Source organism: Paenibacillus jepli (assembly GCF_047238105.1).
Taxonomy (GTDB): Bacteria; Bacillota; Bacilli; order Paenibacillales; family Paenibacillaceae; genus Paenibacillus_D.
The window spans coordinates 199852-225576 of record NZ_JBDFMD010000001.1 but is presented as its reverse complement, the minus strand read 5'-3'; the positions used below and the strand labels follow the sequence as shown (position 1 = coordinate 225576).

Below are 25725 nucleotides of genomic sequence, written 5' to 3'. Positions count from 1 at the left end.
GCGAAGAAAGGTCGAAAAAAGATGAGTACATACAATCACGATCATATTATCATCGCTGGGGCGAGGGAGAACAATCTTAAGAACGTTTCCTTACGCATACCCAAACGCAAGATTACGATATTCACCGGGGTATCGGGATCGGGCAAATCCTCGATTGTCTTCGATACGATTGCAGCGGAATCGACGCGACTGCTAAATGAGAATTTCAGTATGTTCGTACGCAACTTCCTGCCCCGCGTGCCGCAGCCTGATACGGATGCGATCGAAAACTTGAGCATGGCTGTCATCGTTGATCAGAAAAGGCTTGGCGGCGGCTCTCATTCCACATTGGGTACGATTACCGATATTGCTCCGATCCTCCGGCTTCTCTTCTCCCGGGTAGGCCAGCCTCAGATTGGACCAGCGCACTTATTTTCGTTTAACGATCCGCAAGGGATGTGTCCGGAGTGCAACGGGATAGGGCGCAGGCTCGGCGTCGATATGAGCAAGGCTATAGACCTGTCGAAATCTCTAATCGAAGGAGCTATTATGCTTCCCGATTATGCGGTGGACGGCTGGGAATGGAATATGATCGTTCAAGCGGGATCCTTGGATCCCGGCAAGAAGCTTAGCGAATATTCGGAAGATGAACTCGAACAGCTTCTTTACGGCAAGGCTAGGAAAGTGAAGATGGATTTTGCAGGAAAGGCCATGAATATGACGGTGGAAGGCATCATCGAGAAATTCACCAACAAATACATCAAGCAGGACGTGAAGACGAAGTCCGAGCGTACGCAGAAAGCCGTTGCGCCTTTCATCTCCGAAGGGGAGTGCACGAGCTGCCAGGGGGCGAGACTGAGTCAGGCGGCGTTGGGCTGCAGGATCAATGGATTCAACATCGCAGAGATGTCCTCGATGGAGGTCGGCCAGCTGATCTGTCTCGTTCGGGAGATCGACGAAGCTGTTGCGGCGCCGATCGTCAGATCATTGACGGAGCGACTGCAGCATCTTGTCGATATCGGACTGGACTACCTGACACTGGATCGAGAGACGGATACCTTGTCTGGGGGCGAGTCTCAGCGTGTGAAAATGGTGAAGCATCTAAGCGGCAGTCTGGTTGATGTGACCTACATCTTCGACGAGCCCAGCGTAGGGCTGCACCCCCGCGATGTTCACCGATTGAACGCGTTGCTCCAGCGGCTGCGCGACAAGGGGAATACGGTCATCGTCGTCGAGCATGATCCCGATGTCATCAAGGTGGCGGATCATATCATCGATGTCGGGCCGCATGCAGGCAGCAGGGGCGGCAATATCGTGTATGAAGGCAGCTTCGCAGGCTTGCTGGAATCCGGTACGCTGACAGGCGATCATATGAAACGGCCGCTCGTACTGAAGCAGGAGTGCAGAATGCCATCCGGCAAGCTTTCTATTCAAAACGCCACGCTTCATAACTTGCAAAACGTCAGTGTAGATATTCCTACAGGCGTGCTTACCGTCGTTACCGGAGTTGCTGGATCAGGCAAGAGCACGCTGATCAACGGAATATTCCTCCGCCAGCATCCGGATGCGATCGTTATCGATCAATCGGCGGTAGGGGCATCCACTCGCTCGAATCCGGCAACGTATACGGGGATCATGGATGGGATCCGCAAGGCATTTGCCTCTGCGAACAAAGTGAATCAAAGCTTGTTCAGCTTCAACTCCAAAGGGGCTTGCGAGAATTGCCAAGGACTTGGGGTCGTGTATACGGATCTTGCCTTTCTCGATAGCGTGAAGCTCCCATGCGAAGTATGCGGTGGCAAACGGTTCAAGGAAGAAGTATTAGCTTACAAGCTGAATGACAAATCCATTGCAGACGTATTGGAGATGACAGTAGAACAGGCGCTGGACTTCTTCCAGCTGAAAGAGGCCGGGCGCATCCTTCAGGCACTGAGCGATGTAGGCTTGGATTATATTACATTGGGCCAGCCGCTTAGCACACTCTCGGGTGGTGAGTGCCAGCGCATCAAACTGGCTAGTGAACTTCATAAGAATGGAAGCATCTATGTGATGGACGAGCCGACGACCGGCTTGCATATGTCGGATATCGGCCAGTTGATGACCATCATAAACCGTCTCGTTGATACAGGCAATACAGTCATCGTTATTGAACATAATCTTGATGTGATCAGCCAAGCGGACTGGATTATCGACATGGGGCCAGACGGAGGCAGCAGAGGCGGCCAGGTCGTATTCGAGGGCATGCCTACGCAGATTACCCAGGCAGAACAATCACTTACAGGAAAATACTTAATTTTTTAGGAATTATGCATGTTCTATAATTGTGGATTAGAGGTCGAGGGAATAGGGAAGAAGACGGCTGGAAAGAGCTGCAGCCGCAGTTCTTGCTGCAGTCGCTCCCAAGCTCCAGCCGCAGTCCTTGCTGCAGTCGCTCCCAAAATCCAGCCGGATGATAAGGGCAAAAGTACATTTATGGTTCGTCTCTTGGCTCGAATCCTAGACCATAGAGGCAAAAGTGCAGCTATTTCAGTTTAATATCCCTTATTTTACCATTTTCAGACGACTTAGATGTATTTTTGCGCTTATCCAAGGTTGATGTTAGGTTTTTCATGCGTTTAAATGCACTTTTGCCCTTACAGGAGCGGCGAGCGCGAGTTTGAAGCCATCGATAATCCCGAAAGCGGTCATGAAGACTTGAGGTAACGGTGTGAAACGAATCCCCGTACTTTTCTGGTGCCTTCACGCCAATCTGCGTAAGCAGGTTTTGTTCTTTAGCAATTGAAAAGAAAGGGATGAATGTTCGACGGGTTATACTGGAAAAGTGTAATCAGAACGTAGGGGAACCACATTGACCACAGATCATATGCATTCGCAACGAGGAATTGCAGAAGCTTTTTCGAAAGGGAATTTTGAACTGGCGTATCCTTTCTTTGCAGAAACCATTGAATGGCATGAGGTATAATGGAATTCTCGTGGTGTCATTGCTATTGCAAAAAGAATCGCTCCAAGCGGCGGAGGTCAACACAGTAAAGGAGTGAACAACGATGAAGCGGAACAACACGCGACTGCATAGTCTGCTAAGCGCTCTCCTGGGTGCCAGCCTGCTGCTCACCGGATGCAGCGGGGGCGCCGTCATCGAAAACGAGCTGCCCAGCAAGCTGTTAAAGACGGAGAATACACGGCCCGAGGGAAGGTTCGACGACATCGTGGTCAATATCGCTAAGACGGAGCAAGACATGGCGAATGCGTGGGAGGAGTACGGCATGTCCGGGAATCCGCCACATGTGAATTTCGATGACCAAGAGGTATATTTTGTAGGCATCTATGAGAATTCATGCGAGCTCGAATTTGCCGGTACGGCGCTTGACGAAAGCGAGGAAAATCTAATTGTACATGTGGGACACTCCTCCAATGCTTGTGACGATATAGGAATACCCAGGACGTATGTGCTCGCCATCGATAACGAAGCACTGACAGCTGTCCGATCGGTAAGTATCCAAGAATGGTACGGGAAAAATAAGCTGGATACCTCCCGCCAATTGGAAGTAGAGGTGGCAGCGCAGACAGACACTGCCACCATCCTCTTATCTGCCGATTAGCTGCTCGCGGCGCGGACCGATGGAGACATGCGTGACAGGGACATGACTCGCTTCTTCGATGAATGCTACATATCGCTGGGCTGCTGCCGGGAGGTCATCCCAGGAACGGCAATCGGACAGGTCGCAATGCCAGCCATCCATGTACTCCAGTCGTGGCTTGCAATCATCCAGCGCTGCCCCGACAGGAAACGCGTCTGTCACTGTCCCATCTGCCAGTTCGTAAGAAGTGCAGACCGGAATCTTCTCAAGGTAGCCGAGCACGTCGAGATTGGTCAATGCGATCGCTGTGGCGCCCTGGATCCGGCAGCCATAGCGGGTAGCCACGGCATCGAACCAGCCGACCCGGCGCGGCCGGCCTGTCACAGCGCCATATTCGCCAGCATCGCCGCCACGTCGTCTCAACTCATCCGCCTGCTCCCCGTCCAGCTCCACCACGAATGGTCCGGCACCCACACAGCTGGAGTAGGCTTTGACCACAGCGAGGATGTTCGTCACTGCATACGGAGGCAAGCCCGCACCTACAGGAGCGAAGCCTGCCAGCGTAGATGATGAGGTCGAGTGGGGATAGATGCCGTGATCCGGATCCCGCAGCGCCCCGAGCTGGCTTTCCAGCAGGATGGACTCGCCATTGGCCCAAGCCTTATGAAGCAAGGCAGTGGTGTCGCGGAGATAAGGCCGCAGCTTCGTCCCCCAATCCAACAGTTGCGGGATCAAAGATGCTGCCTGGATCGGCTCCTGGCCGTACAAGTGTTGGAGCAGAATATTTTTGCTCTCCAGCGCGTGCTGCAGTCGCCGCTCCAGTCTGTCCCGATTCAGAAGATCGCCAGCCTGGATGCCGAGCTTGGCATACTTGTCCGAGTAGAACGGCGCGATGCCTCGTCTGGTGGAGCCAAAGCTGCGCGCACCCAGCCGCTCTTCCTCCAGTTGATCAAAGAGCCGGTGATACGGCAGCACGACCTGCACGCGTTCCGATACGAATATCCGAGGCGCGGGTACGCCTTTCTCCTGCAAGACTTCGAGTTCCCGCAGCAGTGTCTCGACATCCAGGGCGACGCCCGGTCCGATAACGTTGCTCACGCCGGGGTGAAATACGCCGGACGGGAGCATTTGCAGCGCGAACTTTCCATATTCATTGATAATCGTATGCCCCGCATTGCTGCCTCCCTGATATCGGACGACATACGAGGAGCCCGCCGCGAGCACGTCCGTCATCTTCCCCTTGCCTTCATCGCCCCAGTTGGCTCCCACAATCGCAGTTACTGTCACATCCATCGCCTCCGTACTTGTTATGTCTCACACGATCGATTATATTTGGAGTGAAACCATTAGTAAAATGACTATTCGTAATGATCGATATAAAGTGAGGTAATGACATTGATGCGCAATATGGAGTGGTACCGGGTGTTTTACTGGACGGCCAAGCTGGGGAGCCTCACTCATGCCGCCCGTAAACTGAACATTACGCAGCCTGCGGTTAGCCATACGCTCAAGCACCTGGAGGAGTCATTGGGATCGCCCTTGTTTATCCGCACGACAAAAGGGGTAACGATGACCGGTGATGGCGAGGCCTTGTATCATTTCGTGGAGCAGGCGATCCAGTTCATCGAGCTGGGGGAGAAGCAGCTTGGAAGCCGGCAGGAGTTGCTGAGCGGAGAGGTAAGGATCGGGGCGAGCGATACGATATGCAAATATTTCTTACTGCCCTACCTGGAGAAGTTTCACGGACAATATCCGGGTATCCATATCCGCATCACGAACCGGACGACGCCGGAGACAATCGAGTTGCTCAAGGCAGGCGAGATTGATTTCGGGGTAGTGCATATGCCTGCCGACGATCCGGCCCTGCACTTCCAGCAGGTTGCCCGTCAGCAGGATATTCTGGTCGGAGGTTCAAAGTATGCCGCTTTAGCTGAAGCGCCATTTCAGGCGGGAGGGTTGAGCGGGCTGCCGCTGCTGCTGCTCGAGAGGGGACCGAGTACGCGTGCCTACCTGGATGACTATGCGCGTACGCAAGGCGTGACGCTGCGTCCCGAGTTTGAACTGGGCAGTGTGGATCTGCTGGTGCGGTTTGCGCAGAGCGGCTTTGGACTGACGTTTGTAGTGAAGGATTATGTACGGGAGGAACTGGCTTCGGGAGCCCTGGTAGAGATCCCGCTGGAGCCGCGGATCCCGGAGCGTCATATCGGGATTGCGACGCGCAGGCAGCTGCCCTTGGGCCAAGCATCCAGACGTCTGCTGGAGATGATGCTGCCGAGATGATGCTGCAGGGATGAATCGGGCTTTGACGGTGCTCTGGCTTTTGATATTATTATAACTAAAATGAACTAAAATTTATCGTCGAATTTTAATTGACTGAACTACTAAAACGTGATAGTTTTAAGTAAACAAGGAACAATTCTTTCACGTAATGGAGGTTCGCGATGTCAACCAATGTACATACAGCTTCGAACAATGGGCAAGCGCTTACACAGATCGAACAATGGGATTTCTTCGAGTTATCCTTGGCAGGACCGCAGGAGGGTAATCCCTTCGTCGATGTGATCCTGGAGGCTGTCTTCACTTCAGAGCACGGTGTAGAAGCAGAGGTGCATGGTTTCTATGACGGGGATGGCATCTATCGGATTCGGTTCATGCCCCAGCAACAGGGAGTGTGGCGCTACCGCACGCGGAGCGGCGCTTCCGCCCTGGATGGTGTGCAAGGCAGGTTCGCATGCATCCCGGCAACAGGGGGCAACCATGGCCCGGTGAGCGTAAAGCATCAATTTCACTTCGGTTATGCAGATGGCACGGCATATATCCCTGTTGGGACAACCTGTTACGCCTGGACGCATCAGGATGAGGGGCTGCAGGCCGAGACGCTGGCCTCTTTGAAGGCATCACCGTTCAACAAGCTGCGGATGTGCGTGTTTCCGAAGTCCTACCAGTATAATACCAATGAACCGCCGCATCACGCTTTTGCAGGTGATCTGGCGTCGGGATGGGATGAGACTCGGTTCAATCCTGCTTTTTTCCGGCATCTGGAACAGCAGGTGGGCGAGCTTAGGGAGTTGGGCATTGAGGCCGATCTGATCCTTTTCCACCCCTATGACCGCTGGGGCTATGACAAGTTGTCTGCGGAGACGGATGACCGTTACTTACGCTATATCACAGCGCGGCTGGCAGCTTACCGCAATGTGTGGTGGTCGCTCGCCAATGAGTATGACTTGATGAAATCCAAGACGACGGAGGACTGGGAACGGTTCGCGGACATCGTGACCGGACATGATCCGTATGACCATCTCATCTCCATCCATAACTGCATTCCGTTCTACGACTATACCCGACCCTGGATCACGCACTGCAGCGTCCAGCGCGTCGATGTCTACCGGACAGCCGAGAATACGGATCAATGGCGGCAGCAATGGCAGAAGCCCATTGTCATCGACGAGTGCGCCTACGAGGGCAATATCGACTGGGGATGGGGGAATATTACGGGCGAGGAGATGGTCCGCCGCTTCTGGGAAGGCGCGGTCCGCGGCGGTTATGTCGGTCATGGCGAGACTTATCTGCATCCGGAAGATATTCTCTGGTGGTCCAAAGGAGGTCGGCTGCACGGAACTAGCCCGGCGCGCATCGGCTTCTTGAGGAAGATCATGGAGGAGGGGCCGGGGGACGGCCTGAATCCTCTGCCCTCGGAGTGGGATGTGCCCCGAGCCGGCATCGCTGACCAATACTACCTCTACTATTTTGGTTTCAATCAGCCGAGTTACCGTCACTTCCGGATGGAACCCGGCGTCCGTTACCATGCGGATATTATTGATACCTGGGAGATGACGGTGCAGACGCAAGAAGGGACGTTTGAGGGTGATTTTCGCCTTGATCTGCCGGGCAAACCCTATATAGCTGTCCGCTTGCGCAGAGCGCAATAATAGGAGGACTTATGGACAATGGACATCACTATACAATCGTTGACTTCTTTGGAGCAGGTGGCAATCTGGAAACAGGCGTTCAAGGAGCAGGGAATTCATCGGGAGGATGAGTATTATGAGCGTTGTTTGGAGGAGAACAAGTCGGGCGTCCGAGTGACGCTGTTCGCTTTGATCGGGGGTCGGGTGGCTGGATGCACGCATCTGAAGTACCACTCGGATTATCCATCCTTCGCGGAGCAGGGCATCCCGGAGATCAATGATCTGAATGTGTTCCCGGCTTACCGGCGCAGAGGCATCGCGAACCGCCTCATCGAGGCTTGCGAACAAACGGCCGGCAAGACGCACCGGACGATCGGCATCGGGGTGGGATTGTACAGGAGCTATACAGCCGCCCAGCGTATCTACTGTCGCAGAGGGTTTATCCCCGATGGCAATGGACTGATGTATAACAATGAACCTGTGCCGCCGGGGACGATGGTGAGGGTGGATGACGATTTGAATTTGTATTTTACCAAGGAGATATAATCTTCTATACAGGATTCTTTAGCCTGCTGATACTTCCTTGATCGTCTGACGCAGCCGATCCCTTAGCTCGATTAATTGCTCCGCTTGTGCATTAGTGACATTGAAGTTCGGCTTGCCGCCATGATGGCTCGGGACATAATATGTGTCTGTGATTAAAGGGAGTAATGTAGTGATGTTGTTAATAATGAACGTGTATCTCTCTCTGTCCGTAGGATCGGGCGATACGGGATTGATCGTCTGCTGCAGTGCGAGCAGGTCATCCGCTATATGATGCAGCAACTGCGTCCCTACGGCAAGATCCACCATATTGGAGTAGGCCTGGACCGAGATCAGGTGGCTGTGCATGTCGTGAATAACCTCTTCATTGGGCGGTCCCTCAGGCGCTTCCAGTATACGTGTGTAGCCTTCCCATGTCTTGTATAGCGCTTGTCCGACCAATCCGTCCAGCGGTACATTGCGTTTTTCGGTTTGGTTAATGAACGTAACGACGACGATAAGCAGCATGATGGCTAATACACTCATTGGCATGATTAGCTTTTTCATCTCTGGTTAGGCTCCCCCTAATTTCGTTGTATTGAATAGACGTTGCAGGGAGAACTTGGGTTCACTGATGGAGTGATTCGCGGAACCGCCGCACGTCCCGCATCGGCGGCTGACCGAATAACCGGGCGTACTCTCGGCTGAACTGCGTGGCGCTCTCATACCCTACCTGATAAGCGGCGCTCGTCGCATCCACGGGCGTAGCAAGCAGCAGTCTGCGGGCCTCCTGGAGACGAAGCTGTTTTTGATACTGTATCGGAGTCATGTTCGTGACCTCCTTGAAGTAGGCATAAAATGATGAAGGGCTCATCATGGCCTCTTCCGCCAGCTCATCCACCCGGATGGGCTCTTTGTAGTTGTGATTCATCCGCTCGATGACATGGGCGATCCGTCCGGTCTGGTTGCCCATGAGGGCAAACTGCCGGATCGCATGGCCTTGATCGGACTGCAGCATCCGATACAAGATCTCCCGCACCACATAAGGACCAATGGCCTGCAGATCTTCCGGCGTATCCAGGAGCCGGACCAGACGCAAAACTGCTTCATGCAGCGGATTGCTCAACCGGCTGATGACCAGACCCCGGCGGGGGCCGAGCTCTTCCTGAGCGGCTGGCTTGGCGGATGACATGACATCGAGGATCTGTTCCATGTCGAATTGCAGCTGCAGCGATAAGTAAGGGGCGGATTCGACAGCTTCGGTGACTTGACCGGTAATCGGCAGATGTACAGAAGCGGCCAAGAAACTGCTCGGATCATACTGATAGCTCTCGGAGCCGAGCAGCACCCGCTTGGCGCCTTGTGCTACGACGCATAAGGACGGTTTGTAGACCGTATGGATCGGCTCCGATACGGTTGATGAACGGACGAAAGACAGATCCGGATAGGCGGTGGTGAACGTTCCGTCTGCTCCGGTCAGGCGCTCGATTCGCTGGGCGAGCTCAGTAGGGGATCCTGGTTCAGGACGGGTCATAAGGACGCCTCCAATCTCTATATTATTGACTCTACTGTACATGTTTCCGGAGGATTAGGCAATCATGCTACAGCATCAGGCTACCTCATCGCTTGTTTTCGCTGCCATAATGAATACATACCCAGCAGTGGTGCTGGAGAAATGGATAAAAGGGAGCGAGTGCAATGACGGAACGCAACAATAAAGTAGTGGTCATTACCGGAGCAAGCAGCGGGATTGGTGAAGCGACAGCCAGGCTGCTCGCTGAACAGGGGACAACGGTTGTGATGGGGGCCAGGCGGCTGGATAGACTGGAGAAACTGGCTGCGGAGATCCGGGAAGCGGGCGGTACAGCGGAATACCAGTCACTCGACGTGACGGATCTGGAGCAGATGCAATCGATCATCGAGTATACAAGGAAGACGTTCGGACGCGTCGATGTCATCGTGAACAATGCAGGACTGATGCCGTTGTCGCCTCTGGACGCGTTGAAGGTGGAGGAGTGGAACCGGATGATCGATGTCAATATCCGCGGTGTATTGCATGGGATCGGTGCCGTCATCCCCGTAATGAAGGAGCAGAGCTACGGCCATGTCATCAATGTCGCCTCGATCGGAGCCTATACCGTATTCCAGACCTCTGCCGTGTACTGCGCAACGAAATACGCGGTCCGAGCGATTACGGAAGGGCTGCGACTAGAGCTGGGGAGTACGATTCGGACGACGCTCATCTCGCCCGGCGTAACTGAATCCGAGCTGGCGGAGACGATTACGGATGAGGAGGCACGCGAGATGATGAAAGAGTTCAGGGCGAATGCGCTGCCCGCCTCCGCGATTGCTCGTGCGATAGCCTATGCCATCGAGCAGCCAGCAGGAGTCGACGTCAGCGAGTTGATCGTGCGGCCGGCGGGACATCCAGCTTGATGCCACACCTCTGTTGCAGGGAAATGTTTCGATTGACGCTTGCCGCGCTGTTCTGACGACTTTGTGTTGATGGCCTGCGACTATCGGCCGGATCCGGAAGTTCCGCGTGCGCCTGTGCCCAGCGACAAGATAGAAGAAGTGATCCAGCTGTTGCTGGACATTTAGGCCAAGCAGCTGCTGTAGCTGCTTGGTTTTTGGTAATAGGCAAGGAGGGACGGCTGCAGGATTATTCAATCCCAAAACACTTGCTGTATAGGAAGAATTTCGTTATAATAAACAAATGATTAAATATTCGATCATTTAATTGTAAGGTGGTGAAGAAGTGACCTCTCCCAAGGAAAGCTATGATGCAGAGCACCAGTTATTAGATAAAAAGAAAGCGCTGATTACAGAAATCAAGCAGTCGACTGATGTTTTCAAAGCATTGGCTGATCCCGTAAGGCAGGATATCCTGATGATGTTCATGCTTGCCAAACGGATGAATGTAGCTGAGGTCGTCGAGCAGTCCTCATTGTCCCGCCCGGCCATCTCGCACCACCTGAGGATTATGAAGCAGGCTGGCATACTAACCTCCGTGAAGGAGAGAACGGAGGTGTTCTACAACCTTGCGATGGGTGAATCTGTAGTGGCTCAATTGAAAACAATCGTGCAGCTGGCAGAGAGTATCCTGGAGGACCCGGCCAAATCCTGACCAACACATCTGACTTTCTTCGCAGGAAAGTCTTCTTCTTTGCACATAATGATCAAATAATTAATCATTCAAACATTTAATTGTATTGATATGGAGGGATTAATATGACATGGAATGATAAGGGCCAGACTGCTATGATAACCGGCGCTTCTTCAGGAATAGGCAAGGCTTTTGCCCAGGAATTGGCCCGCAGAGGATGCCACGTGATCTTGGTTGCCCGTTCGCGGGATCGTCTTGAACAGCTGGCTCAGGGATTGGAGTCAGCCTATGGTATAAGAGCCCTTGCCCTGCCAGCTGATCTCACCGATCCAGCATCTGTAGATGATTTGATGACCGAGTTAACCGTTCGGCAATTGGGTGTAGATATTCTTGTGAACAATGCGGGTTTTGGGACGATGGGGGCTTTTCATCAGTTGTCGCTTGAACGGCTCATGCAGGAGATCCAACTGAATGTGGCTGCGCTAACTGGACTTACCTATCGCTGTATTGGACACATGCTCCAGGCCAAGAATGGCGTGGTTATTAATGTTGCGTCGATGACGGCTTTTCAGCCGACACCTTATATGTCCGTGTATGGGGCGACCAAAGCTTACGTGTTGTCCTTCACTGAGGCGCTCTGGGCCGAGTATCGGGACCATGGGGTTCGGATTGTGGCTTTGTGCCCGGGCGAGACCAGAAGTTCTTTTCATGAGGTGTCGGGAACGGATGACCTGAAGAGCAAACGTATGGAGCCTGAAGAAGTGGTTCAAGCAGCTATGAAAGCGGTCGATCAGGATCGCAGCAGTAAAATTGCCGGAAGACAAAATTATCTGATGGCTCAGTTGCCCCGCTTCCTGCCGCGGCGTCTCGTATTAAACGTAGTTCGGGGGATGTTCCGGTCAATAGCAGAGAAGTGATTGACTTTAATCGTTATAATTACTATTATTAAATAGTAACAATTACTAATAACGATCAATCTGTGAACTGAAGGAGTCATTGCCATGGATGGGAGAAAGGAAAAGGAGCAAGTGGAGAAGCTGCCGGTTACTGTATTGAGCGGGTACCTGGGTTCAGGAAAGACGACGATCCTGAATCATGTCCTGAACAATAAGGAAGGATTGAAGGTGGCGGTCATCGTCAATGATCTGAGCGAGGTCAATATCGATGCGGACATGGTGCGCAACGGCGGCGGGCTCAGCCGAACGGAAGAAAAGCTGGTCGAGATGTCCAACGGCTGCATCTGCTGCACGCTGCGTGATGATCTGCTGCAGGAAGTCGAGCGTCTGGCGATGGAGAGGCGTTTTGATTATATCCTCATCGAATCGACCGGGATTGGCGAGCCCTTGCCTGTAGCCCAGACCTTCACGTACGTCGATGAAGAGCAGGGTATCGATCTCTCCCAGCTCACACGGCTCGACACGATGGTTACCGTCGTAGATGCGCTCAACTTCTGGCAGGACTACAATACCCGTGAGACGTTGCGAGACCGTCAGCAGGAGGCTGGTGATGATGATACCCGCGGCGTGGTGCATCTGCTGATCGATCAAGTCGAGTTCTGTGATGTGCTCATCCTCAACAAGTGCGATCTGGTGAGCGAAGAAGAAGCGAACCGGCTGGAGCAGACGTTGCGAGGGCTGCAGCCACGGGCCAAGATCCTCCGCGCCGTGAACGGCCAAGTGGATCCGCGCGAGATTTTAAACACACACCGTTTTGATTTTGAAGCGGCCAGTCAGTCGGCGGGCTGGATGCAGGAGCTGCAAAAGCCTCATCATACGCCTGAGACGGAGGAATACGGCATCACTTCCTTTGTTTACTCACGCAAGGTGCCCTTTCATCCCGAACGTCTGCTGCGGTGGCTGGGAGCCTGGCCCAAGCAAGTTGTACGCTCCAAAGGGCTGCTCTGGGTAGCGACACGCAACAATATGGCCATTTCGTTCAGCCAGGCAGGTGTATCCAGGCAACTGTCGTCAGCCGGCTTGTGGGTGGCCGCTTTGTCCGAGGATGAGCGGGAGGCCTATTTTGGCAGTGCGCACGATTTCCCCAAATCTCCGGATTGGGACGATGCCTGGGGAGATCGGGTCACCAAGCTTGTCTTCATCGGCGTGGATCTCGACAAAGAGCGCATCATCCGTACCCTGGATCAAGCTCTACTCACCCCATCGGAGATGCTAGGGGATTGGCGGACGCTGCAGGACCCGCTGCCCAAATTTTAATTATCAAACAGTCTAATCTAAGGGCGACTCATTGCGGATGAAGGTCGTAGTTATCCGCGCTGAATACAACGTCCCTGTCCCCCATGCGGAAAACAAATGCTTAAAGCTTGAAATGGTAGTGCCATACATGAATGAATCATTGCCGCTTTCCAGAAGGGGGGACGGGAACACCTCATAGGGTTTGACGATCATGCCGGTAACGGGGCGGATCCCAGAGCTATTGGCCTCTCCGTAGATCGGTTCCGTCCGCACCAGCAGCGCCTTGCCGTTGGTCAGTTCGATGTCCATGCGCCACTCGTCGCATACCACACGGGTTGTATAGTTGAGATCCTTGGCTTGGACAGGGGCTCCGATCGCACAAAAATAGGTGAAGGCACCAAAGAGAATCAGCAGCGCGGCTGAGGCAGCGGAGATTTTGCCTGTGGTTTTCTTGCGCACCTTCTTCAGATAGTCGATCTCTTTCTTGTCTGATTGAAGCTCGGGTTGTCTACTCGAAGCGGTCAGCTTGGAGTACAGGGCCCGGCAGGTATCGCAATCTTGTAGGTGCCGGTGGATATCCTCATCTGTCTCCGCACTCAGCAATCCATCTATGTGGCCAACTCCTGATACCAGACATGCTTGGCGATCTGGCACAGCCACACACTTATCTTGCAGCTGCCGTTATACGAGTGGATGGAATATACCGCCCGGCAATCGTCTCTTCGGTCAGTTCTTCCGCCAGATCCTCATCGTGTGTCAACCGAAGCAAATACCGGTATACGCTGTTGGCATGATTGCGGTAGATCTCTTCCAATTCCACAGCCGCTTCTTCACCTCCTCAGAGTATGTATCCGAAATCACGGCGTTTCGTTACAACGTGTTTTGAAAAATTGTATCGCATGTGTCGAATCTAAGCCATCCCATTCGTTGTATGGATAGATGCCGATTGATAGCCTATAGAAAATCCATGAAAGAGAGGGAGAATGGGATGTTAATGGTAAGGGTCCAGAAGAGAAATCAACAGGTGATCAGCTGGCTTCTGCTCGGAGGGGCAATTTCAGCGCCTTTGTTTTTTGCCATCGCGATCGTCCAGGCCTTCGCGCGTACAGGATTTGATATCCGGCGTCACGCGATCAGTACTTTGACACTGGGGGATGCGGGTTGGATTCAGAGTGCTAACTTCGTGGTAACAGGGGGACTTGCGGTGTTGGCTGCGCTAGCCATAGGCAGTCTGCTGCGAGGCGGCAAGGGAGGGATAGCGGCGCCGTGGCTGATCGGGCTGTACGGCTTCGGTATGATCGGTGCCGGATTATTCCTGCCGGATCCAGGCCAGAGCTTTCCGCCGGGTGCCCCGGAAGGTATGCCTACTGAGATGAGCAGCGCAGCGGCGATCCATTCGTTTGCTTTTTTCGCGGCCTTCATCTGTCTGGTTGCGGCATGTTTTGTGCTGGCCCGGCGGTTTGCCGCCATAAGAGATCGCCGCTGGCAGCGCTATTGCATTGCGACAGGCATCCTCTCGCCTTTGCTTATTGCTGCGGGTATGATCCCCGGCATCTGGATCGGTGTCATGATGGGATGCGCTGGTATGGTGGTGTTTGGCTGGGTATCTCTTCTTTGTGTACGATTGCGGAACGGATTATAGTACCCACTATGTCACGAGCCAAAGTTATGACCATCAATGAAGCGGCAGCTCTATGACGTATCACGTCTGGGGCAGCCGCTGTTTGGTGTGCGCCATGTCTACAGAGACAGGCCATAACCTCAGGTTTGCCTCCATGATTTTGGTCATCTGATCCACCATCTGGGCAGGGGTATAGGGCATGGATTCGACGACCCACCATTCCAGCAGGCCAACAACGGCGACGGATAAAAATTGAGCCAGCACATCTTTGCCGATACTGGTGTCTAAGTCGAGTCGGTCGACGACCACTGCCATATTCGTCTGGATGATCGCCGTCATCCGGTTCCGGAATGCCGGGATTCCCTTGTTCGTCAAAAGAATCGTATAAATGGCCGCATGTTGTTCCAGATATTCGAATGTGCGGAGCAGCAAGTCCCGGGAAAGCTCCGCTTCGGGTCCTCCATCCGGAGTGCAACTATTGACAAGCAGCTGTAGATACGTCTCGACACACTGCTCCAGCAGGTCATATTTGTCTGTAAAATGGAGGTACACGGTACCCCGGTTTACATCGGCCTGATCCGCGATCGCCTGAATCGTCATCTTCTCAAACTCCATCTCTTTCATCAGCCCTACGAACGCTTCCATGATGGCCTGCCGCGACCTTGCTATTCTACGATCCACCAGTTTTCCGCTCCTTTTTGAACAGATTAGGTATTCTTTGTTCAATACTCAACAATTCGTCGTGACATTAGCGATTGCTCCTGTCGTCGGTTCGATGCTACCTTAAGTATAGTGAACAGCTGTTAGATATTCAACATCTGTTAAATGAACTAAAGGAGAGGCGATGGATGAAAGTATTGGTGTATGGGGCAGGCGTGCAGGGGAGCTATCTGGCGCATGTGCTGTTGCGGGGCGGCATGGACGTGACGGTATTGGCAAGAGGAGCTCGGGCAGAGGAGCTGGAGGCGGAAGGGATCGTCATCCGCCACTATATCCAGCGTAAAACAACGGTCGATCCGGTTCGCGTCATCCGTACGCTGGAGTCAGATGATATCTATGACTTGATTTTTGTCGTTATGAAATATTCGGACTTCGCATCGGTGCTCCCGACTTTAGCCGGCAATGCCAGCCAGCATGTGATCCTCGTAGGCAACAATATGGATGTTCATGCGATGCAGGCTTACTTGCGAGAGCATAGCCGCACCCCCAAGCAAGTCGTATTTGGCTTCAAGACGATAGCAGGCAAGCGTGAACACGGGCGAGTCATGTGCATCCGGGGTGGCCAGGGGCAGATGGTGATCGGCGCGCTGGACGGACCTGTTCCTTTTCGGAGCCTGTTGGATGAGGCCTTTCGGCATACGAAGTTCAAGCTTACTTACCACGATCAGATCGATGCCTGGCTGAAAAATCATATGGTGCTGGTCGTCCCCATGAACTTCGTCGTGATGTTCCACAACTTCCAGATGAAGAAGGTCGCGGGCGACGACAAGCGGCTGCGTCAAATGATTGCGGCCATGGATGAAGGCTTCCGTGTCTTGGAGTCAGTCGGATATCCGCTTACACCTGCTGCCCAAGCCGCCTGGATCAGTGGACGGCCAGCGCTGATGAGGTGGGCATTAAAGCTTTTCTACCGTCTCCCCGTAAGCGGGTTGATAGACGGAACTTCGGCAGAACTCGAGGCGCTGAACCGCGCTTTTGCCGATTGGCGAGCGCAGTCCGATGTACCCACACCCAATTGGGATGCGCTGGAGCGGGAGTTCTTGGCCCAAATATAATGAAGCATAGAGCATAAAAGTTGGCGTGCATAGTCACTGCCTGAGACAGTATGATATGATGGGTTCACCATGACCGGGAAGTGTCAGAAGGTTCGGCTGCCCGTTCGCATCGTGCCGCCGGCGCGTACTCCCGTTTCGGAAGGAGAGCCTTCATGCTGGTTACTCTTACAATCATATTGGCATTTCTGCTTGCGGGCCAGACGATCTATATGCTGGTTTACCGCCGCCAAATCAGGGACATCGGCCAACAGCTGGCTTTTATCGTGACGCATGATTCCTTCAAGTTCGTAGAGACACAGCTTCACACACAGGAGATCAGGCTGCTGTCGGGGAAATGCAACGAGATGCTGGAGCAGCAGCGGCAGCTGCGCAGCTTGTCAGCTCAGCGGCATGAGGAGATCAATGCCACCATCGTCAACCTGTCCCACGACATCCGCACACCGCTGACATCGTTAGATGGCTACCTGCAGCTGGCCGGACAAGCCCAGGATTCCCAGGATCAGATACGGTATGTCGGGCTCGCGAAGACAAGGACGCGGCATATGATCGATCTGGTAGAGGAGTTGTTCCTGTATACCAAGCTGCAGAATCCGGCGTATCGCATGGATCTGCAGATGATCGACGCAGCCGGCGAACTGATGCGGAGCCTGCTGTCGTTCCACGGCGAGTTCGTGCAGTCGGGACGGGAGCCCCGGCTGGCGTTGCCGGAGCAAGCAGTTCCGGTGATGGCCAACAGCAGGGCGCTGGAGCGGGTTTTTGGCAACTTGATTCGCAATTACCTGCTGCACGGAACAGAAGAACTCGAGGTCGACTTTACGGACGGTCCGGACGTGGTCAGCTTGCGATTCGCCAACCGTTTGAAGCCGGGAGCTGAACCGCGTATGGAGCACGTTTTCAAACGTTTCTATAAAGGAGATGCGGCGCGAACGGTTAATTCCACCGGACTCGGACTCTCGATCGTTCACTCCTTGATGGAGAAGATGGAGGGGACGACAGAAGCCGAATTACAGGAAGGCCGTTTCGTCATCCGCGTCGGCTTTCGCAAACCGGAAGCCGGCAAACGCGGGACAAAGGAGGAGTGAACATGGCAGCCGAAAAGGCGCCTCATCTGCTGATCATCGAGGATGACGAACATATTAATACGATGGTTTATGAGGGATTGACGGCGGCAACCTTTCGCTGCTCGCAAGCTTATTCGGGCACGGAGGGCAAGCTCAGGATGGAGCGTGAGCGCTACGATCTCGTGATTCTGGATCTGATGCTTCCCGGACTGAGCGGCGAGCAGCTGATCCGGGAGATGAGAGCCGGGCTTCACGTCGCAGTCCCGGTGATCGTCCTATCCGCCAAAGATCACTTGGATCACAAGCTTGATCTGTTCAGCCTCGGCGCGGATGATTATGTCACAAAGCCGTTTGCGCTGCCCGAGCTTATCGCCCGCATCCAGGTACACCTGAAGCGTTACATGCAGCCGCCTGAGAGCCGCGTTAGCCTTTACAAGGGGCTGCTGCTCGACGCCGAGGCGTTTACCGCGTCTGTTGACGGCTCGCCGCTGCAGCTGACAAAGCGCGAATTTAACATTTTGGAGCTGCTCGTGAAGCATCCGACCCGTTTATTCAGCAAGCGGGATCTGTATGAGCTGGCCTGGGACGAGACCTATCTGGGCGAGGACAAGACGATCAATGTGCATGTCAGCCATATCCGGGCCAAGCTGCGCAGCTGCACGGATGAAGATTATATCGAGACGGTGTGGGGCATCGGGTTTCGCCTCCATCCATGAAGCGCGCGGCCAGGGCACACGGTCATGAAGATGTAACTTCATGACATACCAGGGCTGGCGCTTTCTTTATATTTGCTTAACCTTTTCTTTGCGCTTTATTTGTCCCTGTACGTTAATCTGATAGGGGTAAGGGAGGAAGAGCGATGAAGAGCGAGATCATTGAATTAAAGCAGCTTAACAAGCGATATAAAAACAAAACCGTGCTCCGCAACGTCAATCTTAGTGTAGCCCAAGGAGATATTTTTGGCCTGATCGGCCATAACGGGGCAGGCAAGTCGACGCTGCTGAAGCTGATCGGCGGCCTGATCCATCGGACGGAGGGCGAGGTGCGTTTATTTGGCCAATCCACTGACGTACATAAAGGTATATTTGACCGCATGGGACTGTTGATCGAGCAGGCCGGCTTGTATCCGGGCTTTACTGCACGAGAAAATATGCGTCTGCTGGCTACGGCTTATGGTCTTCGTGATGGAGACGAGAGGATCCAGCGTCTGCTGCGTCTGGTAGGGCTGCAGGAAGAGGCGAAAACGAAGGTCAAGCATTATTCCATGGGGATGAAGCAGCGACTCGGCATCGCGATGGCACTGGTCGGGAGTCCGGATGTGTTGATCCTGGATGAGCCGATCAACGGCCTAGATCCACAGGGGATTGCGGACATCCGCAGACTGATCCTGGACCTGAACAAAGAGGGACTGACGATCATCCTCTCCAGTCATATCCTCGAGGAGCTCTCCAAGGTGGCGACCCGTTATGCAATTATCGACGGCGGCGAGATCATCGAGCTGCTCACGCGCGAAGAACTGGTGGCCCAGTGCGGCGAGCGGATCGAGCTGGTCGTGGAAGATGCGAGCACGGCGTCGCCAGTGCTGGAGAGGGAGCTGCAGATTGCAGATTACCGAGTGATCGACCAGCATACGATACATATTCACGAGACCGAGATCGAGAACCAGGTGATCAATCAAGCGCTGGTAGCCGCCGGTGTGCCGGTGCGGTCGCTGATCACCCGCAAGCAAAGCCTGGAACAGTATTTTCTGGAACGGACGGGTAAGGGGGATGTGCCGCATGCTTAACCTGCTGCGCATGGATTTGCGGCGTTTTGTCCGCAACAGGCTAACCCTTATTCTGCTCCTAGTCTATTGCGTGTTTCATATGTTCGCTATCTTCATGATGAGCCAATATCCGACCGCGCCGGTACAGGGGATGGCAATAGACGAGATGACGGAAGGACAATTTTTGCAATACATAACCTCTTCCGCTCCGTCGTGGGTATTGATCTATCTGAGCGTATTTACCGTGTACTTCTACATGAGCGAGTATCAAGCGGGCTTCTACAAAAACTACATGTCGATGCGCCGCGCACGCGTCTATTCGGTGCTCGCCAAGCTCGCTGTGCAAGGCGTGTTTACAATGCTATTGCTGGCCGCGGTTGTCTTCTCGGATATGGCCAGCCGTTGGTGGTTTTTCAATAACACCGAATTTGGCGAGCTCGGTCTGTTCCTCCGTGTGCTTGGCGTCCAGTTTGTGCTGCACTGGGGATTTACCGCTCTGGTGCTCTGCCTGACGATCCTCGTCCGCAGTCTGCTGACTGCAGTGATCGCTGGTATCGTCTTGTCATTCAACCTTATCGGGATGGGATTGGCGGTGTTGGAATCGCTGGCTGGTTTACCGCATATTTCGTCTTATCTGTTGGTAAATAGCATTGTCACTTATAGCGATTATTCGGATAACGGACATGCGCTGCATGGCATTGCCGTAGGTGTGGTTGCACTTGTCTTGTTCACTGTGGTTAGTATCCGTCTGAAGATGAAAGAGGATCTGCGGTAAGAAATGATATTGCTTTAGACATCGCATCAAGCAAGCCCCGGGATCACTTGCCCGGGGCTTGCTGCATGAAGGGGTTCTACAATTGTTAGAACTACAAGGACGGGCAGGCGTGGAGTATGCTGGTAATGCCGGGCAACCCCGGTGAGGCTCCACAAGCATACAGGTCCAAGATAGGATGAAGACCCATCAAACCCTTGCTAATCATTATCATATGTTTTATTTCATATCTGACAGGTTTCCTTGCCTATGAAGCAACACTTTGGCTGGTTTGGGAACAAACGCTTGGCGGCGATTGGAGAGCGGTTATGGTATGGTCCGCACTTGCGTTCCTGTTTGTCATGGGGCCGCTGAACTTGCTCATCTGTGATGCGATCCAGCGGAAAGTGAAGTCCCCACTGGTCCGAATATGGTCCTATCCGGCAGGCTGCGCGTTGACTTTTGTCCTGCCGACAGCCTTCATTATGACGCAGTTCGGCGGGGGCAATCTGCTTGCTCCGGAATCGATGCTGTTCCATGCTTTCTTCGTTACATCCGGCATCGTATTCGGTCTGGGATATGGCGTGATCACGCGTCTGACACGCAGGCGCTAGTCATTCAACCCTTTGCCATCCATAATCTGCGGCAGATATTTCTCGATCCGGGAATCGCGGGTCTTGGATTGTTTGGGCTGTGAGAAATAATAGATGTACGCCCGCTGGCGTCCCGGCGTCAGGGCTTCGAAGGCGGTTTTCAATTCCGGGATCTCCACGAACTTGTTTTCCAGCTCTTCTGGTATGACATATTCGTCGTGCGGCTTGTACTCCACCTGCAAGCCGGCTTTTTCGACTTCAATTGCTTCATCTATATAGTCTTTAATGATCAACTGCATCTCATCGATCTGCTGCAGACTCGTGAACCGGAGCTGTCGGGCAGCCTGTACATTCTCTGTTTGCTGAATCAGGATCCCGTGTGGATCTTTGAGCAAGGCGCCTTTGTGAAACAACAGCGCACAGTACTCTTTGAAGCCGTGGATCAAGACAACGTTTTTACCCTCGTACATATAACAGGGATGCATCCACTTGACATCCTCGGTCAGATCACAGTCAAGGACGATGTCGCGCAAGGCTTCGAATTCTGCTTTCCACGCTTTGGCCTTCCTCATAAATCCGTCTACTTTGGGATTCCGTTTCGTTGTCATCTATTGAACGCTCCTTATCAGCAGATCTGTATGTATGATCAAACACAGGTGGTGCGATATGATTATAGGACACCATTTTGTGTCGTGTCAACCTTAACAAAAGAGCAAAGATCTATAAATTTTGTTATGTCTTCGGCAGTCCAAACCCTTTACAATGGAATGAAGTGCGAAAGATTTCATGGGAGGGTTTAGGATGCAAATGACGAATCAACCAGTTCCTTCGCAAGCCTTTGCGGACTTTAGCCGCAAGGCGGCTGCAGAAGGAGCTGTGCTGCTCCAAAATGAAGAACAGATTCTGCCGATCCAGAGCGGGGAGCGGGTGTCGGTATTTGGCCGCTCGCAGATCGATTATTACCGAAGCGGGACGGGGTCGGGCGGCAGTGTAAATGTGGCATATACGACCAATCTGCTAAATGGCTTGCGCAGTAAGGCGGGTGTTCAGGTCAATGAGGAACTCGCAGCTGTCTACGAAGCGTGGATCAAGGAGAACCCGTTCGATAACGGCGGCGGCGCGTGGGCGGCCGAGCCGTGGCATCAGCAGGAGATGCCACTGACGGATTCGATCGTCGCGGAAGCCCGGAGCCGCTCGGATAAAGCGATCATCGTCATCGGCCGTACGGCGGGCGAAGACCAGGACAATGCCGCCTCGCCTGGCAGCTACCTGCTGACACCTGAAGAGCAGGCGATGCTTCGTGCGGTGACAGCTGCTTTTGAACGTACAGTCGTCGTGCTTAACGTCTCCAATATCATCGACATGAGCTGGCTCTCGGACGAGTCGCATGCCCACCCGATCCAGGGTGTCATCTACGCTTGGCAGGGCGGGATGGAGGGTGGTAATGCTATCGCGGACTTGCTCGCTGGCGATGTGACGCCGAGCGGCAAGCTGACCGATACGATCGCCTTTTCCATCGAAGACTATCCCGCTGCCGGCAACTACGGCAGCGATACGCAGAATCTGTATGAAGAAGATATCTACGTCGGCTACCGCTACTTCGAGACCTTTTGCCCGGACAAGGTCCAGTATCCGTTTGGCTATGGCTTGTCGTACACCACATTCGTCATCAAACCTGAAGCTGGCCGGATCGTCCGGGAAGCGGGCCGTGACCGGATCGAGCTCGTAGTATCAGTGGCCAATACGGGGAAGACGTATGCCGGAAAAGAGGTTGTCCAAGCCTATGTAGAAGCACCGCAGGGCAAGCTGGGCAAGCCAGCCCGCGTACTCGTCGGATTCGCCAAAACCGGAGAACTGCAGCCTGGCGCTTCGGAGCAGGTGACCATCCGCTTCGCGGTAAATGCACTGGCATCCTATGATGACAGCGGTGTGACCGGCCACCGGTCGGCCTATGTGTTGGAAGCAGGGGTCTACCGGGTCTATGTCGGTAGCAGTGTGCGCGATGCGGCAAGCGTAAAGCTGGATGGACGGGAAGGCTATGAAGTCAAGACGCTGAGGGTTGTGGAGCAGCTGCAGGAGGCGATGGCGCCGACCCATACGTTTACCCGTCTCGTACCCGGGGTGCGCAAGACGGACGGCACCTATGAGCTGACCTACAGCGAGGTGCCGAGACGTCAGGTGTCACTGGCCGAGCGGATCCGCGCCGGCATGCCGGCCGGGCTGGAGCCGACTGGCGACCAGGGACTTAAGCTTAAAGATGTGCACGAAGGCAAGGTTAGTCTGGAGACCTTCGTCGCCCAACTGGAGGATGAGGATCTCGCCGCGCTGGTCAGGGGCGAAGGTATGAGCAGTCCGCTCGTCACGCCGGGGACGGCATCGGCATTCGGCGGGGTGACGGAGCAGCTGCAGCATTACGGCGTGCCGATTGCCTGTACGGCCGACGGTCCGTCCGGCATCCGGATGGACAGCGGTCATCAGGCAACGCAGGTGCCGATCGGCACCTTGCTGGCAGCCACCTGGAACCTGGAGCTGGTGGAGGCGCTCTATGTGATGGAAGGTCAGGAGCTGGTGGATTACCGCATCGACGCCCTGCTCGGACCAGGGATGAATATCCGCCGCCATCCACTCAACGGGCGCAACTTCGAGTACTTCTCGGAGGATCCGCTGCTCACGGGTGTAATGGCCAGCGCCTCCGTGCGCGGCATCATGAAGGGCGGCTCCAATGCCACGCTCAAGCATTTTGCCTGCAACAATCAGGAGCACCAGCGGCACTATGCCAACGCCGTCGTCTCCGAGCGGGCGCTCCGCGAGATCTATCTGCGCGGCTTCGAGATCGCAGTCAAGGACGGCGGGGCCAACTGCATCATGACGGCGTACAATCCGATCAACGGTCATTGGTCGGCTTCCCACTACGATCTGAATACGACCATCCTGCGGGGGGAATGGGGCTTCACGGGCATCGTCATGACGGACTGGTGGGCCAAGATGAACGATCCGGTCCATGGCGGCCAGCACGATGAGAAGAACACGGCAGCTATGGTGCGTGCGCAGAACGACCTGTACATGGTCGTACAGAACTATGGCGCCCAGTTCAATGTGATGGACGACAATACGATCCAAGCCTTGTCGAGCGGCGAGCTCACGCGCGGCGAGCTGCAGCGGTCAGCGATCAATATCTGCCGCTTCCTCATGGCAGCGCCGGTGTTTGCCCGCGAGCCGCAGACGGAGGAACCAGCGCCGCGGGTGGCGGCAGATCGTGTTATTGCGCCAGCGGCGGTACAGTCGCTTGCGGATGAAGGCCAGGTGCGTCCATCTGAGAAGGAGCCCGTCTATGTACGCGTGGATGAAGCGGGCATCTATCGTCTCGTTGTTAGAGTGAAGTCCGACGCGATCCGCTGGGCACAGTGCGCGTGCAACGTCTATCTGAACCGTGAGCTGCTCACGACAGTCCAGACGAGCGGCACCGAAGGGCGCTGGCTGCAGCAGCGCCTGGGCAAGGTCGAGCTGGAAGAAGGACTATACGAGATGAAGCTGGACTTTGTGAAGCCGGGCCTGGAGATCGAGTGGGTGGCGTTTAGGAAGGAATAGCATTGCGGAATGAGCCCGGGGTGTTAGTCCCCGGGCATTGTTTTGGTTAACCATTATGCGCAGAAAAAGGACTGTTCAAGCCATGTAGATGCGATTATAGTAAGAGTAAGCAGGAAATTCTTACCTACTACATACTAAAGGATGGTAGCCGAATGGATTTTAAACCGCTTGTTTCGTTTATTGACCGCATCACAGCCTGGCGGATCCCGTGGGCCGAGGTGCTGGTCATGCATCGCAATGAAAACGTATTCCGTTACCGTAACGGCTATGCCAATCTTGAGGAGAGCACCCCGATCGGGGAGGGCGCGATCTTCCATCTCTATTCGATGACGAAGATCATGACCTGCGTCGCCGGACTGCAGCTTGTGGAGCGGGGGCAGATGCTGCTGAGCGACCCGGTGTCGGATTACTTGCCGGAATACGCCGACATGCTGGTCAAGAAGGAGCTGCCAGGCGGAGAGAGCACGCTGGAGAGAGCCGCCTCCGTCATGACGGTGCGCGACCTGTTCACGATGACGGCCGGGTTCTCATATGATATCGGCGCGCCGAGCTTCCAGGAAGCGATCAAGCTCAGCAACGGCACGCTGCCGACGCGCGAGTTTGCGCGGGCGCTGGCCAAGGAGCCGCTCCTGTTCGAGCCGGGAACGAAGTGGAATTACAGCATGTGTCACGATGTGCTGGGTGCGCTGGTGGAGGTCGTGAGCGGCAAGCGATTCAGCACCTACCTGCGCGACGAGATCACTGGACCGCTGGGCATGGACGATACGGCATTCGAGCTGACCGCCGAGCAGCAGGTGCGACTGGTGCCCCAATACAGGTACGATGGCGAGACGGGAAACACCGAGCGCCAGGATGGCAACGGGTTCCGCGTCGGGACCGAACTCGAGAGCGGCGGAGCGGGACTGTTGTCTACTGTGAGCGACTACGCCTTATTCCTGAACGCATTGACCGGGCGCGGCACAAGTCCGGAGGGCGTACGCATCCTCTCTGCGGCTTCCGTAGACCTGCTGCGGACTGACCATCTGAACGAGCAGACACGCAGTGATTTCAACTGGCCTCATTTTGCAGGCTATGGCTATGGCTTGGGCGTGCGCACGCATATCTCCAAAGCCCGCAGCGGCTCGCTCAGTCCGCTCGGCGAATTTGGCTGGAGCGGCATGGGAGGCTGCCTGGCCATCATTGATCCGGAGTCCGAGCTTACGGTTATGTATGCGCAGCATCTGATCAACAATCAGGAGCCGTTCGTTCACCGGCGGCTGCGGAATGTGGTGTATAGCTGCATGTAA

At 54.4% G+C, this 25725-nt stretch carries 25 protein-coding genes; 18 read left to right on the top strand and 7 right to left on the bottom strand.

Translation table 11 applies throughout. The features are described from left to right. Positions 1 to 21: 21 nt before the first annotated feature. Both ABC336_RS01085 and ABC336_RS01080 read left to right on the top strand, forming a co-directional pair. Complete coding sequence (locus ABC336_RS01085; protein ID WP_413242407.1) at positions 22 to 2280, top strand: ATP-binding cassette domain-containing protein; 2259 nt, start codon at positions 22 to 24, stop codon at positions 2278 to 2280. Positions 2281 to 3023: 743 nt separating this feature from the next. Further along, positions 3024 to 3578 (top strand): hypothetical protein, encoded by a 555-nt coding sequence (locus ABC336_RS01080; protein ID WP_413236896.1) that lies wholly within the window; start codon positions 3024 to 3026, stop codon positions 3576 to 3578. Here ABC336_RS01080 and ABC336_RS01075 read toward each other — a convergent pair. Beyond that, positions 3564 to 4844, bottom strand: a complete 1281-nt coding sequence (locus tag ABC336_RS01075) for an adenylosuccinate synthase (protein ID WP_413236895.1) — start codon at positions 4842 to 4844, stop codon at positions 3564 to 3566. The genes ABC336_RS01080 and ABC336_RS01075 overlap by 15 nt on opposite strands. Positions 4845 to 4955: 111 nt before the next feature. On the opposite strand from ABC336_RS01075, the gene ABC336_RS01070 reads away from it, so the two are divergent. From ABC336_RS01070 to ABC336_RS01060, 3 genes are all read left to right on the top strand, one after another. Beyond that, a complete protein-coding gene (locus ABC336_RS01070) occupies positions 4956 to 5837 on the top strand; it encodes a LysR family transcriptional regulator (RefSeq protein ID WP_413242406.1) in 882 nt (293 codons plus the stop codon). A gap of 161 nt (positions 5838 to 5998) precedes the next feature. After that, a complete protein-coding gene (locus ABC336_RS01065; protein ID WP_413236894.1) occupies positions 5999 to 7486 on the top strand; it encodes a DUF5605 domain-containing protein in 1488 nt (495 codons plus the stop codon). An 18-nt stretch (positions 7487 to 7504) separates the two neighbouring features. Continuing rightward, the gene (locus ABC336_RS01060) at positions 7505 to 8011 is read left to right on the top strand and encodes a GNAT family N-acetyltransferase (RefSeq protein ID WP_413236893.1); all 507 of its coding nucleotides are present in this window, start codon (positions 7505 to 7507) and stop codon (positions 8009 to 8011) included. 18 nt (positions 8012 to 8029) lie between these two features. Here the strand turns inward: ABC336_RS01060 and ABC336_RS01055 are convergent, their stop codons facing one another. Together ABC336_RS01055 and ABC336_RS01050 are read right to left on the bottom strand one after the other, a co-directional pair. Beyond that, on the bottom strand, positions 8030 to 8554 hold the full coding sequence (locus ABC336_RS01055) for a hypothetical protein (RefSeq protein WP_413236892.1): 525 nt from the start codon (positions 8552 to 8554) through the stop codon (positions 8030 to 8032). A gap of 61 nt (positions 8555 to 8615) precedes the next feature. After that, positions 8616 to 9521, bottom strand: a complete 906-nt coding sequence (locus tag ABC336_RS01050; RefSeq protein ID WP_413236891.1) for an AraC family transcriptional regulator — start codon at positions 9519 to 9521, stop codon at positions 8616 to 8618. Positions 9522 to 9685: 164 nt separating this feature from the next. Here ABC336_RS01050 and ABC336_RS01045 point away from each other — a divergent pair, with 164 nt between their 5' ends. The 4 genes from ABC336_RS01045 to ABC336_RS01030 all read left to right on the top strand — a co-directional run bounded on the left by ABC336_RS01045 (position 9686) and on the right by ABC336_RS01030 (position 13306). Next, positions 9686 to 10423 (top strand): SDR family oxidoreductase, encoded by a 738-nt coding sequence (locus tag ABC336_RS01045; protein WP_413236890.1) that lies wholly within the window; start codon positions 9686 to 9688, stop codon positions 10421 to 10423. A gap of 322 nt (positions 10424 to 10745) precedes the next feature. Then, entirely contained in the window at positions 10746 to 11114 is a 369-nt protein-coding gene (locus tag ABC336_RS01040) for an ArsR/SmtB family transcription factor (RefSeq protein WP_413236889.1), read from the top strand. Between the two features lie 104 nt (positions 11115 to 11218). Beyond that, entirely contained in the window at positions 11219 to 12010 is a 792-nt protein-coding gene (locus ABC336_RS01035) for an SDR family NAD(P)-dependent oxidoreductase (RefSeq protein WP_413236888.1), read from the top strand. Positions 12011 to 12094: 84 nt separating this feature from the next. After that, positions 12095 to 13306, top strand: coding sequence for a GTP-binding protein (locus tag ABC336_RS01030; RefSeq protein ID WP_413236887.1), 1212 nt, complete (start codon positions 12095 to 12097; stop codon positions 13304 to 13306). A gap of 12 nt (positions 13307 to 13318) precedes the next feature. On the opposite strand, the gene ABC336_RS01025 is transcribed toward ABC336_RS01030, so the two are convergent. Together ABC336_RS01025 and ABC336_RS01020 are read right to left on the bottom strand one after the other, a co-directional pair. Further along, positions 13319 to 13939 (bottom strand): zf-HC2 domain-containing protein, encoded by a 621-nt coding sequence (locus tag ABC336_RS01025; RefSeq protein ID WP_413236886.1) that lies wholly within the window; start codon positions 13937 to 13939, stop codon positions 13319 to 13321. Between the two features lie 10 nt (positions 13940 to 13949). Further along, positions 13950 to 14105, bottom strand: coding sequence for a hypothetical protein (locus tag ABC336_RS01020; RefSeq protein WP_413236885.1), 156 nt, complete (start codon positions 14103 to 14105; stop codon positions 13950 to 13952). Between the two features lie 168 nt (positions 14106 to 14273). Here ABC336_RS01020 and ABC336_RS01015 point away from each other — a divergent pair, with 168 nt between their 5' ends. Further along, on the top strand, positions 14274 to 14927 hold the full coding sequence (locus ABC336_RS01015) for a DUF998 domain-containing protein (protein WP_413236884.1): 654 nt from the start codon (positions 14274 to 14276) through the stop codon (positions 14925 to 14927). A gap of 60 nt (positions 14928 to 14987) precedes the next feature. Here ABC336_RS01015 and ABC336_RS01010 read toward each other — a convergent pair whose 3' ends face one another. Beyond that, entirely contained in the window at positions 14988 to 15587 is a 600-nt protein-coding gene (locus ABC336_RS01010; protein ID WP_413236883.1) for a TetR/AcrR family transcriptional regulator, read from the bottom strand. Positions 15588 to 15754: 167 nt separating this feature from the next. Here ABC336_RS01010 and ABC336_RS01005 point away from each other — a divergent pair, with 167 nt between their 5' ends. From ABC336_RS01005 to ABC336_RS00980, 6 genes are all read left to right on the top strand, one after another. After that, positions 15755 to 16681, top strand: coding sequence for a ketopantoate reductase family protein (locus ABC336_RS01005; RefSeq protein ID WP_413236882.1), 927 nt, complete (start codon positions 15755 to 15757; stop codon positions 16679 to 16681). A gap of 152 nt (positions 16682 to 16833) precedes the next feature. Further along, positions 16834 to 17763: a sensor histidine kinase gene (locus ABC336_RS01000; RefSeq protein WP_413236881.1), complete on the top strand. Its 930-nt coding sequence runs from the start codon at positions 16834 to 16836 to the stop codon at positions 17761 to 17763. A 2-nt stretch (positions 17764 to 17765) separates the two neighbouring features. After that, positions 17766 to 18458, top strand: coding sequence for a response regulator transcription factor (locus ABC336_RS00995; protein ID WP_413236880.1), 693 nt, complete (start codon positions 17766 to 17768; stop codon positions 18456 to 18458). Positions 18459 to 18601: 143 nt separating this feature from the next. Further along, the gene (locus tag ABC336_RS00990) at positions 18602 to 19528 is read left to right on the top strand and encodes an ABC transporter ATP-binding protein (RefSeq protein WP_413236879.1); all 927 of its coding nucleotides are present in this window, start codon (positions 18602 to 18604) and stop codon (positions 19526 to 19528) included. Further along, positions 19521 to 20282 (top strand): hypothetical protein, encoded by a 762-nt coding sequence (locus tag ABC336_RS00985; RefSeq protein ID WP_413236878.1) that lies wholly within the window; start codon positions 19521 to 19523, stop codon positions 20280 to 20282. The genes ABC336_RS00990 and ABC336_RS00985 overlap by 8 nt, the downstream gene beginning before the upstream one ends. 305 nt (positions 20283 to 20587) lie before the next feature. Then, positions 20588 to 20872 carry a hypothetical protein gene (locus ABC336_RS00980; RefSeq protein ID WP_413236877.1) on the top strand — a complete coding sequence of 95 codons (285 nt, stop codon included), beginning with the start codon at positions 20588 to 20590 and terminating at the stop codon, positions 20870 to 20872. Here the strand turns inward: ABC336_RS00980 and ABC336_RS00975 are convergent. Beyond that, positions 20869 to 21459 (bottom strand): YdeI/OmpD-associated family protein, encoded by a 591-nt coding sequence (locus ABC336_RS00975; RefSeq protein WP_413236876.1) that lies wholly within the window; start codon positions 21457 to 21459, stop codon positions 20869 to 20871. The two genes, ABC336_RS00980 and ABC336_RS00975, sit on opposite strands and share 4 nt — an antisense overlap. 199 nt (positions 21460 to 21658) lie before the next feature. On the opposite strand from ABC336_RS00975, the gene ABC336_RS00970 reads away from it, so the two are divergent. Beyond that, positions 21659 to 24439 carry a glycoside hydrolase family 3 C-terminal domain-containing protein gene (locus ABC336_RS00970; RefSeq protein ID WP_413242405.1) on the top strand — a complete coding sequence of 927 codons (2781 nt, stop codon included), beginning with the start codon at positions 21659 to 21661 and terminating at the stop codon, positions 24437 to 24439. 152 nt (positions 24440 to 24591) lie between these two features. Next, positions 24592 to 25725 carry a serine hydrolase domain-containing protein gene (locus ABC336_RS00965; RefSeq protein WP_413236875.1) on the top strand — a complete coding sequence of 378 codons (1134 nt, stop codon included), beginning with the start codon at positions 24592 to 24594 and terminating at the stop codon, positions 25723 to 25725.

Bases quoted from the DNA above. Each gene is read 5' to 3' on its own strand.
- ABC336_RS00990 (WP_413236879.1), top strand. From the start codon at position 18,602: ATGAAGAGCGAGATCATTGAATTAAAGCAGCTTAACAAGCGATATAAA.
- ABC336_RS01065 (WP_413236894.1), top strand. From the start codon at position 5,999: ATGTCAACCAATGTACATACAGCTTCGAACAATGGGCAAGCGCTTACA.
- ABC336_RS01015 (WP_413236884.1), top strand. From the start codon at position 14,274: ATGTTAATGGTAAGGGTCCAGAAGAGAAATCAACAGGTGATCAGCTGG.
- ABC336_RS01030 (WP_413236887.1), top strand. From the start codon at position 12,095: ATGGATGGGAGAAAGGAAAAGGAGCAAGTGGAGAAGCTGCCGGTTACT.
- ABC336_RS01005 (WP_413236882.1), top strand. From the start codon at position 15,755: ATGAAAGTATTGGTGTATGGGGCAGGCGTGCAGGGGAGCTATCTGGCG.
- ABC336_RS00995 (WP_413236880.1), top strand. From the start codon at position 17,766: ATGGCAGCCGAAAAGGCGCCTCATCTGCTGATCATCGAGGATGACGAA.
- ABC336_RS01050 (WP_413236891.1), bottom strand. From the start codon at position 9,521: ATGACCCGTCCTGAACCAGGATCCCCTACTGAGCTCGCCCAGCGAATC.
- ABC336_RS01055 (WP_413236892.1), bottom strand. From the start codon at position 8,554: ATGAAAAAGCTAATCATGCCAATGAGTGTATTAGCCATCATGCTGCTT.
- ABC336_RS01070 (WP_413242406.1), top strand. From the start codon at position 4,956: ATGCGCAATATGGAGTGGTACCGGGTGTTTTACTGGACGGCCAAGCTG.
- ABC336_RS00980 (WP_413236877.1), top strand. From the start codon at position 20,588: ATGGTATGGTCCGCACTTGCGTTCCTGTTTGTCATGGGGCCGCTGAAC.
- ABC336_RS01045 (WP_413236890.1), top strand. From the start codon at position 9,686: ATGACGGAACGCAACAATAAAGTAGTGGTCATTACCGGAGCAAGCAGC.
- ABC336_RS01060 (WP_413236893.1), top strand. From the start codon at position 7,505: ATGGACATCACTATACAATCGTTGACTTCTTTGGAGCAGGTGGCAATC.
- ABC336_RS01035 (WP_413236888.1), top strand. From the start codon at position 11,219: ATGACATGGAATGATAAGGGCCAGACTGCTATGATAACCGGCGCTTCT.
- ABC336_RS01085 (WP_413242407.1), top strand. From the start codon at position 22: ATGAGTACATACAATCACGATCATATTATCATCGCTGGGGCGAGGGAG.
- ABC336_RS00985 (WP_413236878.1), top strand. From the start codon at position 19,521: ATGCTTAACCTGCTGCGCATGGATTTGCGGCGTTTTGTCCGCAACAGG.
- ABC336_RS00975 (WP_413236876.1), bottom strand. From the start codon at position 21,459: ATGACAACGAAACGGAATCCCAAAGTAGACGGATTTATGAGGAAGGCC.
- ABC336_RS01000 (WP_413236881.1), top strand. From the start codon at position 16,834: ATGCTGGTTACTCTTACAATCATATTGGCATTTCTGCTTGCGGGCCAG.
- ABC336_RS01080 (WP_413236896.1), top strand. From the start codon at position 3,024: ATGAAGCGGAACAACACGCGACTGCATAGTCTGCTAAGCGCTCTCCTG.
- ABC336_RS00970 (WP_413242405.1), top strand. From the start codon at position 21,659: ATGACGAATCAACCAGTTCCTTCGCAAGCCTTTGCGGACTTTAGCCGC.
- ABC336_RS00965 (WP_413236875.1), top strand. From the start codon at position 24,592: ATGGATTTTAAACCGCTTGTTTCGTTTATTGACCGCATCACAGCCTGG.